Source organism: Aerococcus sp. UMB1112A (assembly GCF_030230715.1).
Classification (GTDB): domain Bacteria; phylum Bacillota; class Bacilli; order Lactobacillales; family Aerococcaceae; genus Aerococcus.
The window spans coordinates 165,960-178,371 of the sequence record NZ_JASPDS010000002.1; the positions used below are offsets into that span (position 1 = coordinate 165,960).

Annotated in this window: 10 protein-coding genes; 2 read left to right on the forward strand and 8 right to left on the reverse strand. The window is 46.2% G+C overall.

Annotation, left to right across the window (positions count from 1 at the left end; translation table 11 throughout):
• Positions 1–37: 37 nt before the first annotated feature.
• The 4 genes from QP860_RS01960 to QP860_RS01975 form a co-directional block, all read right to left on the reverse strand.
• On the reverse strand, positions 38–1,777 hold the full coding sequence (locus tag QP860_RS01960; protein ID WP_284912078.1) for an ABC transporter ATP-binding protein: 1,740 nt from the start codon (positions 1,775–1,777) through the stop codon (positions 38–40).
• Positions 1,770–3,503 carry an ABC transporter ATP-binding protein gene (locus QP860_RS01965; RefSeq protein ID WP_070616957.1) on the reverse strand — a complete coding sequence of 578 codons (1,734 nt, stop codon included), beginning with the start codon at positions 3,501–3,503 and terminating at the stop codon, positions 1,770–1,772. Before QP860_RS01965 ends, QP860_RS01960 begins: the two co-directional genes overlap by 8 nt.
• A 126-nt stretch (positions 3,504–3,629) precedes the next feature.
• On the reverse strand, positions 3,630–4,364 hold the full coding sequence (locus QP860_RS01970; RefSeq protein WP_067975883.1) for a YebC/PmpR family DNA-binding transcriptional regulator: 735 nt from the start codon (positions 4,362–4,364) through the stop codon (positions 3,630–3,632).
• 74 nt (positions 4,365–4,438) lie between these two features.
• Positions 4,439–5,335, reverse strand: coding sequence for a diacylglycerol/lipid kinase family protein (locus tag QP860_RS01975; protein ID WP_070616956.1), 897 nt, complete (start codon positions 5,333–5,335; stop codon positions 4,439–4,441).
• 115 nt (positions 5,336–5,450) lie between these two features.
• On the opposite strand from QP860_RS01975, the gene QP860_RS01980 reads away from it, so the two are divergent.
• Entirely contained in the window at positions 5,451–7,946 is a 2,496-nt protein-coding gene (locus QP860_RS01980) for a transglycosylase domain-containing protein (RefSeq protein WP_070616955.1), read from the forward strand.
• 91 nt (positions 7,947–8,037) lie between these two features.
• On the opposite strand, the gene QP860_RS01985 is transcribed toward QP860_RS01980, so the two are convergent.
• The 3 genes from QP860_RS01985 to QP860_RS01995 all read right to left on the reverse strand — a co-directional run bounded on the left by QP860_RS01985 (position 8,038) and on the right by QP860_RS01995 (position 10,666).
• The gene (locus tag QP860_RS01985) at positions 8,038–9,048 is read right to left on the reverse strand and encodes a substrate-binding domain-containing protein (RefSeq protein ID WP_067975873.1); all 1,011 of its coding nucleotides are present in this window, start codon (positions 9,046–9,048) and stop codon (positions 8,038–8,040) included.
• A gap of 524 nt (positions 9,049–9,572) precedes the next feature.
• Positions 9,573–10,136: a YtxH domain-containing protein gene (locus QP860_RS01990; protein ID WP_070616954.1), complete on the reverse strand. Its 564-nt coding sequence runs from the start codon at positions 10,134–10,136 to the stop codon at positions 9,573–9,575.
• A 20-nt stretch (positions 10,137–10,156) separates the two neighbouring features.
• The gene (locus QP860_RS01995; protein ID WP_067975865.1) at positions 10,157–10,666 is read right to left on the reverse strand and encodes a DUF948 domain-containing protein; all 510 of its coding nucleotides are present in this window, start codon (positions 10,664–10,666) and stop codon (positions 10,157–10,159) included.
• Between the two features lie 210 nt (positions 10,667–10,876).
• Between QP860_RS01995 and QP860_RS02000 the strand changes: the two genes are divergently transcribed.
• Positions 10,877–11,764, forward strand: coding sequence for a mechanosensitive ion channel family protein (locus QP860_RS02000; protein WP_284912079.1), 888 nt, complete (start codon positions 10,877–10,879; stop codon positions 11,762–11,764).
• A gap of 45 nt (positions 11,765–11,809) precedes the next feature.
• Here the strand turns inward: QP860_RS02000 and QP860_RS02005 are convergent, their stop codons facing one another.
• Positions 11,810–12,409 (reverse strand): XTP/dITP diphosphatase, encoded by a 600-nt coding sequence (locus QP860_RS02005; RefSeq protein WP_070616951.1) that lies wholly within the window; start codon positions 12,407–12,409, stop codon positions 11,810–11,812.
• Positions 12,410–12,412 lie beyond the last annotated feature (3 nt).

Below are 12,412 nucleotides of genomic sequence, written 5' to 3' on the forward strand. Positions count from 1 at the left end.
CTTCCTATAAGCTGATTGACCTGGCTTTTTGTCTGTTCTATTCTTTACTGAAATGGCTAAACTGACTATTATAGAGCTGATAATAGAAGCCTTGGCGGGCGAGTAAATCCTCATGCTTACCTTGTTCAACGATTTGCCCCTGGTCAAGGACGAGAATCACGTCGGCATTCTGAATGGTGGATAGGCGGTGGGCGACAACAAAACTTGTCCGCCCTTGCATCATCTGGTCAAAAGCTTCTTGGACCAAGGCTTCCGTTAAGCTGTCGATGGAACTCGTTGCTTCATCGAGTATAAGCATCTTAAAGTCCGTCAGCAGGATGCGGGCAATACAGATTAGTTGCTGCTGGCCAGAAGATAGGTTAGCTCCAGCGACTTGGACGGGACTGTCATAGCCCTGGTCCATCTGTTGGACAAGGGGGTGGAGGCGAGCTTTTTTACTTGCTGCAATCACTTCTTCATAAGTCGCGTCAGGCTTGCCGTAAGCAATATTGTCGTAGATGGTCCCTTCAAATAGCCAGGAATCTTGCAGGGCCATTCCGAAGAGCTGTCTCAGATAGTTCTTGTCCAGCTGGCGGCTATCCACCCCATCAATTAGGATACGCCCACTATCGAGCTCATAGAAGCGCATCAAGAGATTAATCAAGGTTGACTTGCCTGCTCCGGTTGGTCCGACAATAGCAACTGTTTGCCCTGCTTGAACTTCTAAGGAGAAGTCTTCAATCAATGGATGCTCTTTCTGATAAGAAAAAGCGACCTGGTCAAAGCTAAGCTGCCCTTTAAAAGTAGGGATCTGAGCAACTTGGTAAGAATTGCCGGCCTCTTCTTCTCCCAGCAAGTCAAAAATTCGCTCATTAGCAGCGAGAGCTGTCTGCATCTCATTCACCACCGCGGATATATCATTAAAAGGCTTACTGTATTGGTTAGCATAGGCGAGGAAACTGGAAAAGATCCCCACCGATAGTTGACCGGAAACAACTGCAAAAGCACCGTAGAGCCCGACTGCCCCATAAACTAAGCTATTGACCACTCGGGCTGAAGGATTGACTAGGGCACCGTAAAACTGGGACCAAATGCCGGATTCGTGGAGTTCTTGGTTGAGCTGACTAAAGTTTTCCTCCGCCTGGCCTTCATACTGAAAGCTCTTGACGAGCAGCTGGTTAGCTGCGAGCTCCTCTGTATAGGCATGGAGCTGGCCGCGCAAAGCTAACTGGGTCTGAAAAAAGCGATAGGTGCGGTTGGCGATAAAACTGGACACCGCAATCGACAAAGGTGTCAGAACAATGACAATTAAAGCTGTGCGAACATGGATAGACAGCATCATTACTAGTACCCCTATAATCATTGCTAGACCGGAGAAAAAATTGGTAAAACTTTGGACCAAACCATTTCCCACCAAATCCACGTCATTAATCGCTCGGCTGACTAGGTCACCATGGGCATGCTGGGCGATAAAATTCAAGGGCAATTTTTGCAGCTTTTTAAAAAGATCAATCCGCAAACGGCCCATAAGTCGGTAGCTCAGCTGGTTAATCAGTCGGTTTTGCCCCCACATAAAGAGGGCGGCGAGACCGGCACTGACCAAGAGATAAGCCAGCTGCTGGTATAAGCCAGAAAAATAGACTTGCCCCCTGCCGAGGACCTGGTTGACCGCTTCACCGATTTGAATCGGAATCAAAATTTGGCAGGCTACGGATAGGCTAGCCAAAATAAGAATAAAGACTAAGCTTAAGCTCTCCTGCCTTAAATAAGATAGAAGTGCACGTAAAGACCTAAGCAAGGGACTCGCCTCCTTCTACTAATTTTTGTGACTTGGCCATGGCATAATAGCTAGGACTCTGAGCAAGTAGCTCATCATGCTTTCCAACCGCTTCGACTTGGCCATAGTTTAAGACGATAATTTGGTCAGCTTCAAGCACTGAGGCTAAGCGTTGGGAAACCAATAAGACACTAGCTGATTTTTGGGCAAGGGTCGAACGAATCCGAGCCTCGGTGGCAAAATCAAGAGCGCTCAGTGCGTCATCTAAGATAAGAAGTCCGGCCTCCTTGACCAGGGCGCGAGCGATTGTCAAGCGCTGGCGTTGGCCCCCTGAGAAATTTTTCCCGCCCTGGCTAACCGGAGCATCCAAGCCCCCATCAAGCTGGCTGACAAAGTGAGCGGCCTGGGCGTCTTCCAGGGCCCGCCAGAGCTCTTCATCTGTCGCATCTGCCCTGCCCAAAAGCAAGTTAGAACGAATCGTCCCGGTCAAGAGGCTGGCATGCTGGGGGACTAGGCTGATCATTTGTCTAAGCTCAGTAAGGGCCATCTCTTGGGTATCCTGTCCATTCAAAAAAATCTGACCGCTTGACGGCTTATAAAAACGCTCAAGCAAATGAATCAAAGTGCTTTTCCCTGCCGCCGTAGGACCTACTATCGCATAGAAGCCACCAGGCGCTAAGTTTAGATTAATATTTTTAAGTACAGCTTTTTGTCCGTAAGCAAAGCTTAGCTGGTCGATCTTAACAGCAAGTGCTGGTTCTTCTAGGTGTACGGGGCAGCGGTGATTGGGCACAGGATCTACAATACTTGGCTCAAGAGCTAGCAATTCATCCACGCGTTGGATTCCAGCTACCCCCCGACTAATCATTACAAGCACCTGGACCAAGACATTAAGGGCTAGAAGGATGGTATTCATATAATTGACAAGAGCAATCACTTCGCCTTGTTGGAAGGCCCCTCGGTTCACTAGTCCCCCGCCAAAATACAGAATAAGAGCGATCAATAAATTAACCACAAAGAGGCTAGCAGGATTGGCCAGCGATTGAACCCGGGCCAAGGCAACCTGCTGCTTCCTCCAGTCTCGGTTAGCCTCTTCGAAGCGCTGGACTTCACGCTTTTGACTGGCGAAAGACCGGATGTCTCGCATCCCTGATAAATTTTCAGCAAAAAGTTGACCCAAATAGTCTAAAGCTTTTTGGATACCGGCTAAGATGCGGTTAGAAGCCAAGGTAATAAGAGAAAGAATTGTTCCCAAAACTAGACCGCCCAGAATAAAGATAGGAGCAAGCTGGGGGCTAACAATAAAAGACATGACCATGGCACCGACCAATAGGACCGGACAACGCGAAGCCAGACGGATGGCCATAGCAATACAGACCTGGATATTGTGGGTGTCATTAATCATGCGATTGGCAATCGAACTTGACCCTAAACTTTGACTCTGCTGCAGGTCCAAGCGGTTAAGCTGGTCAAACAAAAGAGACCGCAACTTGCTTCCCGTGGATTGGGAGACTAAGGAAGCGAACCATTGGCAGACTAAGGCCAAGAGATAGCCACACAGAGGCAAAATAAACAAGAAAATCCCCCGGCTCTTAATATAGTCCAAATTTCCTGGATGAATCCCGTAATTAATAATATGAGCCATTAAAAACGGCACCAATAATTCTAAGATGGCTTCAAGGCTCTTAAAAATAAAACCCGTCAGCGCCCGCCACTTATTTTCTTTAAGCACATCAATGACACGCATAGCCAGGTGACTCTCCCTTCATTCATTAAAGATTAGTTCTAGAGTAGCAAATTTACAAGACCTGCTCAAGTTTGTCCTAAAGAAAAAACTGGACCGAGGCCCAGCTTTTTTTCTCATATTTTTGACTTAGTCTTCAGGTAATTCTGTCGTGTAATAAACGTTTTGCACGTCATCATCATCTTCAAGCTTGTCGATCAGATTTTCAAAAGTTTCTGCCTTGTCAGCTGGTAAATCAATCAGTGTCTTAGGGACCATGGTTAATTCGGCACTGGCAAGTTCATAACCGTCTTCTTTCAAGGCATCACGCACATCACCAAAGTCTTCTGCTTGACTATAAATTTCGAAAACTTCGTCCGAAACTTGGAGGTCCTCAGCGCCTGCTTCTAAGGCTTCCATCAGCATGGTATCTTCATCAACATCTAAGCCTTCGCGTTCAATGGCAATATAACCCTTACGGTCAAACATGAAAGCAACAGAGCCTGATTCTCCCAAACTGCCCCCATTCTTGTTAAAGATGGTCCGCACATTGCTCAGGGTACGGTTAGTATTGTCTGTTAAAGTTTCGACATAAACGGCAATCCCATTAGGACCATAGCCTTCATAAGTTACTTCATCGTAATCTTCACCACTATTTTGATTACTACCTTTATCAATAGCACGCTCAATATTAGATTTTGGCATGTTGGCGGACTTAGCTTTATCCATCACCATCCGCAAGGCGGGGTTGGAGTTCGGCTCCGGTCCACCTTGTTTAACTGCCATATAGATTTCCCGTGATAATTTTTGGAAAACCTTGGCACGTTTGGCGTCTTCCGCGCCCTTTGTGTTTTTAATTTTACTCCATTTATTATGTCCTGACACAAAAGCCCCTTCTTTCCTAAAATAATTTTCAAATTAACGTATCAATAATAGCAAATTTTAGGGTTTTACGCAACTTAAGTTCTTAAGTCAGGCACGAGCAGCTTAAGCTGGCCTGCTAGGACTTCAACATGAACAGGTAGCTTGGGCCCGGAATCGCCGTCGACATTGGAAGTCATCGGCTGATCTAAGGCCTTTAATTGGATATCCTTAGCCCGTCTGTACTGGACAAACTTAGAAGCGGAAATATCCCCTTGAAGAGCACTCTGAAGGAGTTCAGGGACAAATTCAAGACTATGACGGTTCTTGAGAAAGAGTAGGTGGGCCCAACCATCATCAATCCGAGCGCGCTCAACCATATGTTCGATCCCCCCTACTGAGTTCGTCAAGCAGATCAAGATGAGTTCAGTCTCAACGATATGGTGGTCGCCATCCGCGATGATGTCATACGTCTGGGCATTGGATTGGAAGAAGGCTTGAACGCCGTCTGCCACATAGGCCAGCTTGCCTAGGCGCTTCTTAGCTTCTGCCTTTGTTTCTTTAACGGCTTCAGGAATCTGTCCCACAGCAACAACATTCATAAAGTATTGGTTATTAATCCGCCCCAGATCGACAGAACAAGTTCGTAGGCGGGAAAGCTGCCTGAGCGCCTCCTTGGGTTGTTGGGAAATTTTCAAAACCCGACCAATATCATTCACCGTTCCTAGAGGCATATAGCCCAAGGGTCGATCAAAGTGATAAGGGGCCAGTGCATTGACCGCCTCATTAAGGGTGCCGTCACCCCCTGCCACAAAAACAGCGTCCACCTGGTCGTGGTAATGGCCAATAATGCGTGCTATATCACCTACTCCTCGGGTAAAAACTAAATGAGTATGCGCAAAACTTTTGGCCAAGGTCCAGTCTAATTCGGGAGCGACTGCACGTCCCAAGCCGTTACCAGCGACAGGATTAATAATGAGTAAACAGTTTTCCATGGGCCGTCCTCCTTTAGCCTTATTATACTAGAAATCTTAAGTTATAGCCTAGCTAAAGCCCCCTTACTTGGCGTCTTTTGTTATAATAAAGAAAACCAGTCCACGGAGGTGACTTATGCCAAATTCTTTTCAAAATAAAAATCTCTCTTTTCTTAGCCATCTGAGCCGTCTACTCGCTCTAGCTGGTCAAGCTCTTAAAGCCTGCCTGGCCTTATTTTGCGCCCTCGCTGTCCTTATCCTAGGCTTGGGACTAGGTTACCTGCTTGGTCTGACGGAAGATGACCCTATCCCAAGCCGTCAAGAAATGGCCCAGGCCATGGTGAATACAGAAGAACCCTCACAATTACTTAGCCAGGACGGTCAGATCCTTTTCCAAGTCCAGCCAGATATTCGACGCGAGAATATTCCCCTCAACCAGGTTAACCCCCTCATTGTTAATGGCCTAGTGGCAACCGAAGATGAACATTTCTTCGACCACCCTGGTTTCGTACCTAGCGCCATCTTCCGAGCGGCGGCTTCTTATCTTTTTGGTATCGGCAATCCCTCAGGCGGATCAACCCTCAGCCAGCAGTTAATCAAGCAAACGCTGTTGACTAATGAGGTCAGTTTGGCCCGTAAGGCAAAGGAACTACTGCTCGCCATCCGTTTGGAAAAGTTTTTCACTAAAGAACAAATCCTTGAAGCCTATCTCAACTTCTCTTCCTTCGGTCGGAATGCCAGAGGAGAGAATGTTGCAGGTATTGAAGCAAGCAGCCAGGGACTTTTTGGGAAAAAAGCAGCTGACGTGAACATCCCCCAAGCTGCCTTTCTCGTCGGGCTGGCACAGAATCCCTACAGCTACACCCCCTACCAGCAAAATGGCAAATTTAAGCCAGAAGAGCAAATGAAACTAGGAATTGACCGGATGGCGGAAGTCCTGGAGCGGATGCGGATTGAAGAAGTCATTTCAGAAGAAGAATTCCAAGCCGCTAAAACTTATGATATCCGCCAAGACTTTATCCCAAGCGAAGAAAAAGCCCCTGAAAGTCAGGACCCCCACAGCTTCCTCTTCCAAGCCCTTAAGCGCGAGAGCTTACTCATCCTCACTCAGAGTCTAGCTGAAGCCCGAGGAGAAAACTGGGAAGCCGTCAAAGAACAACCTGAACGTTTGGCCAATTATTATGATGAAGCTGAGCAAGCTTTTAAAAATCGCGGTCTTGAGATTCAAAGTACGGTTCAATTGGACCTTCACCAGGCCTTGGAGGCTAAACTCCAGCAAAATGCAAGCCGTTTGGGAAGCCCCCGCCAAGGTGATATCGTCCAGAATGGAGCGGTCCTCATTGATAATCATACAGGGGCTATCTTAGCCTTTACAGCAGGGGTTGACTACAGCAAACAGCAAACGGACCATGCTTTCTCCACGCGCCGGTCACCAGGTTCGACCATCAAGCCTCTACTTACTTATGGGCCTGCCCTCCAAGAAGGATTGATTAGTCCCGCAACGCGTCTTGCTGATAACTATATCCGAACCCAAGAAGAGGACGGGACTTACTATGAACCAAGTAACTATGGCCAGACCATCTCCAACCAGATTGTCACAGCCCGACAAGCTCTAGCCCAGTCCCTCAATAACCCAACCGTGCATCTCTACCAGACACTGGTCCAAGAAGGGGCTGACCTCAAATCCTATATGGACCACTTGGGCTTGGACAAAGCTATTGGTGGCCATGAATACCAAAACCTGGCACTTAGCTTGGGTGGAACGCAAACGGGTCCAACAGTTGCTGAAATGGCCGCTGCCTACGCCACTATTGCGAATGGTGGGGTCTACCACAAGCCCCACCTCATCCAAAGCATCCACGACCGGCATGGCAAGCTTTACTACCAAGCCCAAAAAGAAAATAAGCGGGCCTTTAACTCAGATGTGGCCTATATCCTGGCTGATATGCTTAAGTCGGTTAAAACAGAAGGCCTCTGGCAAGACCATCAGGAAGCCTTACCGGCAGACTTAGACTGGCTAGTTAAAACAGGCACCTCTGAAGGCTACATTGATAGCTGGGTTGTTGGTAGCACTCCAGCGGTCAGCCTCGCCTCCTGGATTGGCTACGACAATCCAAGCATTCAACAGAGCCTCGACCAGGCGGATGATAACCAAGCTTTCGGCCGTCCCTCAGACCGCCATGCCAAGTACTGGCTGTCAGCTATGAATACCCTCTATGCTAATAACGCCCAGCTTCTGGGCGCTGGCCAGCATTTTAACCGACCGGATAGTGTCCGTGAATTCCCTATCGTAGAGAAAAGCGGTCAAGCCGCTGGAGACTTCCCAGGTCCCTACCAAAGTCGCTATCATATCCCAGCTGAAGAGGCAAAGAAAACTGAGCTCTTCCCCCAAAACATGCCCCTGCCTAATGCTAGCTTTAACTATGCCATCGGGGCTGAGCTGGATGAGCTAGCCTTTGAGCTAGAAGACTACCGGATTAAAGATTCAGAAGCGACTAACCAGCGCTTTCTTTCCATCCTCCAAGGCTACCGGCGACGCTTGGAGAGAGCTTTTAATCGACCATTTGATGCCATTAAAGAAAAGGAAGATCAAGCCTCAAGTGACCAGGCTAACGCAAGTGAAGCCGCCTAATTAAGTCCATAAATAAAGCCCTCAAGCTTTTCCTGAGAAAGCTTTGAGGGCTTTACTATTCTGCATGACTAAGAAATAAAGCTAGTTTTAGCTATTTGGTAGAATCGCGAACGATAATTTTATAAGGCAGAATGTTTTTGTTTTCAATGACTTCTTCTTCAACTGACTTATCACCCATTAACTTGGTTAGAATTCGCATGGCAACTGCTCCAATATCATAAAGCGGGGGCGCAATAGTTGTAAGTTGGGGGCGGACAATTTCTGTGATGATAGAGTTATTGGATGACACAATCGAAATATCTTCTGGCACCTTAAGTCCCTTGTCTTGAACATAATTGCTGACGCCTGCTGCTAATTCATCGCCGATAATCATAGCGGCTTGGGCCTTAGAATCGATCAGCTCTTGGCCAACCTCTTCAGCTGCCCGGTAGCGGGAGTTTTCGGCCGTTAAGCACAGGGCCGAATCCAAGTCCTTGTTGTGACTAGCTAAGGCCTTCTTATAGCCATTAAAGCGACCTAGCTCATCATCGACTTGATATTCGGGGGCTGAAATAAAGGCCACATCCTCAATACCCTGGTCGAAAAGGCGAGAAACAGCTTCTGCTACAGCTGATTCATAATCAATGTGGACAGAAGGCATCTTGCCTTCAGGATCAATCATGCCAGCCAAGACAATCGGTGTCCGAGTCCGTTCAACCTCATGGCGGATCTTATCTGTCATCGTGTGGCCTAAATAAACCAAGCCATCCACTTGGCGGGATAGGATATCCGTTACCACTTTTTCTTCCCGACCTTGGTCAGCATTGGCCATGATGATACTATAATCATACATAGCGGCGATATCGTCAATACCTAATGCAAAGCTTGAAAAATACAGGTTCGTAATATCCGGAATAATAACCCCAACCGTGGTGGTCCGCCGGCTTGCTAGCCCCCTTGCCACAGCATTTGGACGGTAGTCTAATTTTTCAATGACCTTCATAACTTTCTCACGTGTGGATGGTTTGACATTGGTATTGCCATTAACCACACGCGATACCGTTGCCATGGAGACTTCTGCTTCACGAGCAACATCATAGATTGTTACAGTTTGTTTGTTCATGCTTTCCCTCCTCGATTTTTCCACATGTAGTCACAGTAAGTATAAGCAAGTCTTCAAAGAAATGCAAGCGTTTACTATAAGATTCTTATAAGCTTTCATCTCTTTTTCAAATGAGTTATAGCGTTTTCACTAAAATAAGCACAAGTACTATTTTGACACTAAGTGCGGATAAATACAATACATAATTGCTTAAAATTTGAATTTTTTTACATTTATTAATGAAAATTTTACATAAAGAGCGTGTGACAAAAGTCGATCAGGCCTGAACCATAGGAGCGAACTATGGGAAATCGTTGGTAAAGGCTTAGACATAGGTCGTAGTAGGATTCGCTAAGGCATAAACAAGCGAATTCTTCGTTCTTATTCTAACTTGCTCCAACCATCCAAGCCTAAGCGCCAAGTCTCTCCCCTGCATAAAGTGGATGTCAAGCCTGACTTTTGGAACACGTTTTTAAAATTTTGCTTTTTAAAAAAGGAAGCCGGAACTTTTGTCCCAGCCTCCTTTTTTCTCATTTTTTCTTGATTTAAGCTTTAGACTTAGCTTCAGCTTGGTCTTTAGCATCTTTGCCTTCTTCTTTTGCGACATCCTTAGCTACTTTAGCATCAGCTTCGGCTTGGTCTTTAGCTGCCTTGCCTTCTGCTTTGACTTCTTCGCCGGCTGCTTTAGCTTCATCCTTAATTTCTTTACCAGCAGCTTTTGCTGCTTCCTTACCCTCTTCTGCGCTTTCTTTAACAGAATCAGATGCTTCATTGTAAGCCTCGGCGATATCGTGCTTAGCTGCTTGGTACTGTTGGTTAACTTCTTCGCCTGTTTCAGCTAATTGCGACTTAATATTGCTTGCAGATTCTTTTAAGTTAATGCGGATATCATCAGCAGCAACATAAGCGGTGTCATAGATTGCAGCGCCTTTTTCTAAGGCTAAATCTTTGTAATCGCGGGCTGTATCGCGAGCTTGACGAGCTTGTTCGTTGATATCTTGGCGTAATTCTTCACCAGACTTAGGTGCAAATAGTAAGGCTGTCACTGCTGCTGCAGTCCCTCCCACGAAGGCGCCTAATAAGAATGATCCTAAATTATTTTTACTCATGATAATAACTCCTTTAACTCTTAAAATGCTTTACTTTCTGATGCTTCTTTTACCTTACGTATATAGCGCTTTTGCTTGAGCCGCTTAGCGGTCTGACCGAGTTTTTCAACAGCGCCTGACTTTTCTTTAGCTGTCCCAGCTGAAAGTTGGCTATTAATTTGGCTAGCCGACTTATCCTGAGCTTTTTGGTCTTTTTGTCGGATGCTGACTACCAGATCCCGAGTTGCATCATTGACGTCAGAAACTGATACGCCGAGGTCACCGATTGCCTTAAATAATGGATCCACGGTGCTCACCTTACCATTGACATCATCCATCAGCACATTGGTCTTATTCAAAAGTCCCTGTGCTTCAATAGATAAGTCATCGACATCACGCCGCAAAACAGCCAAGGTATCATTAACTTCTTCAACTGTCTGACTCACATTCTTAATGGTTGTTGTGAGTTCTCTCACTAAAAGAACCAAAAAAACAACCAAGACTGCAAAAGCTATGGCAGCAATTAAGGCTGCAGCTCCGCCCCATGTCATCTTGCACATCACCCCTTATATTATCGGGTAAGCTCTTCAGATTTATAGTCATTGCTTCCCATTTTCATAGGATAATCATACCATTTTTCTTTAGAGAATACAAAAAAAATCTTTTTTCCTATAGCAAAAGCGGCAAGCCAATCAGAAAACTTTACTTTTCCATGCTTTCTCCTTAAAATTAGAATACTTAAAAGAAAGTAGGAGGCAGCCATGTCACAAATCAAAACTTTTTTTACTAATTATTTTTCTAAAATTGAATGGGACCAAGTCATCAGCTCTTGGTTTGGTAATATCATTCAAATTGTTATCACTGTCTTGATTCTCTCGATCGTCCGCCGCTTGTTAACTCGCTCGGTTGATTTTTATTACGACAAGGCCGAACGTTTTGAGAAGAATCCTGCCCGTCAACAAACCTTGCGTACCTTGGTACAAAATTTTATCCAGTATACCTATTACTTCCTCGTCATCTACTCTGTCTTAGCGATCTTGGGCGTTCCAGTCGCTACACTGATGGCTGGTGCCGGGATTGCCAGTGTGGCGATTGGTATTGGGGCTCAAGGTCTCGTTAACGATATTGTTAACGGCTTCTTTATCCTCTTAGAACACCAATTTGATGTGGGTGATACGGTTCTCATCAACGATTATGAAGGCGAAATTTCTAAGCTAGGCATCCGAACCACAGTCATTAAGGACTTTAACGGGGACCTACATTTTATTTCCAACCGTAATATTACAGATGTCACCAACCGCTCCCGCTACCCTATCCGCTGCGATATCGACTTGAGAATTTATCCCGATTCGGATGCTGACCAAATTGAAGCCGTGCTTAGAGCTTGCATGGAAAAAGAACAACCGGATCCCCTACTCGCTCAAGATCCCATCTATCTGGGAGTCTTCCGCGGTAGCAACCGCTTCAACCTGATTTACCGGGTCCGTCTCTTTGCGGTTAATGGCATGCAGCTAGATGTCGAAGGCAAGTACTACAGCAAACTTACTGAAGCCTTAGACCAAGCAGGTATCAGCCAACCCGAATCTCAATTCAATACTTCCATGGCCATGCTCCAAGCTAGGGAAGAAAAGTTCAATGAAAATGCCTAATCGAAAAAACCAGCCTCCAAATTAAAGGAGCTGGTTTTTGTGTGTTTAGAGCTTTAACTTGCCTTGGTCTAAGTCCTCTTGGAGGGCTGCCAGGGCTTGACCACGGTGGCTAATGGCTGCTTTTTCCTCTGCTGTCATTTCAGCGGTAGTCATCCCCTTGCTAGGCACATAGAAGAGGGAATCGTAACCAAACCCATTCGTTCCTCGCTCTTCTGTTAAAATTTCGCCTTCTAATTTTCCTTCATAGTCTGCTAGGATTTCACCATTGGCTCCAGCGACGACTAAGACACAGTGGAAGGCAGCTTGCCGCTTGCTTGGATCAACATCCTGCAATTCCTCTAATAGTTTGGCGCGGTTAGCAGCATCCGATTTTTCTGGACCTGCATAGCGCGCGGAATAAATACCGGGGGCTCCGTCCAAGGCATCCACAGATAAGCCTGAGTCATCCGCAATCACGATTTCTCCTAAAGCTTGAGCAGCAGTCCGCGCCTTTATCCCGGCGTTCTCCAAGAAACTGCGTCCATTTTCCTCAATATCTGCCATTTCTGGATGGTCTAAAAGGGTTTCTACCTGGTAATTGGCAAAGATCATTTCAAATTCTTTGGCCTTACCTGGGTTTTTAGTAGCAATGACAATTTTTTTCATCCG